Source organism: Duganella violaceipulchra (assembly GCF_019166075.1).
Lineage (GTDB): Bacteria > Pseudomonadota > Gammaproteobacteria > Burkholderiales > Burkholderiaceae_D > Rugamonas > Rugamonas violaceipulchra.
The window spans coordinates 1-445 of the sequence record NZ_JAHTGR010000128.1; the positions used below are offsets into that span (position 1 = coordinate 1).

Consider the following 445-nt stretch of genomic DNA (forward strand, 5'->3'; position numbering starts at 1 on the left):
CAAGCGCCGCCGCTGTCGCTGGCGCAGCAGCGCCTGTGGTTCCTGGCCCAGCTCGACGCCGCGGCCGGCGCCGCCTACCACCTGCCGGCCGCGCTGCGCCTGCGCGGCGCGCTCGACCTGCCGGCCCTGCGCGCCACGCTCGACCGCCTGGTGGCCCGCCACGAAAGCCTGCGCACCACCTTTGTCGAGCGCGACGGCGCCCCGGTCCAGGCCATCGCCGCCGCCGGCCACGGCTTCGCGCTGTCCCTGCACGACCTGCGCGCGCTGCCCGGCCACGAACAGGACGCCGCCGTGGCGCGCCTGCGCGCCGACGAGGCGGCCCAGGCCTTCGACCTGGCCGCCGGCCCGCTGGTGCGCGGCCGGCTGCTGCAACTGGCCGACGACGAGCATGTGCTGCTGCTGACCCAGCACCACATCATTTCCGACGGCTGGTCGATCGGCATCA

The 445-nt window shown here is 76.4% G+C and carries 1 protein-coding gene; it reads left to right on the forward strand.

The window, feature by feature from the left end; translation table 11 throughout:
- The coding region (locus KVP70_RS33295; RefSeq protein ID WP_229225269.1) for a condensation domain-containing protein at window positions 1-445 on the forward strand (445 nt) is incomplete at both ends.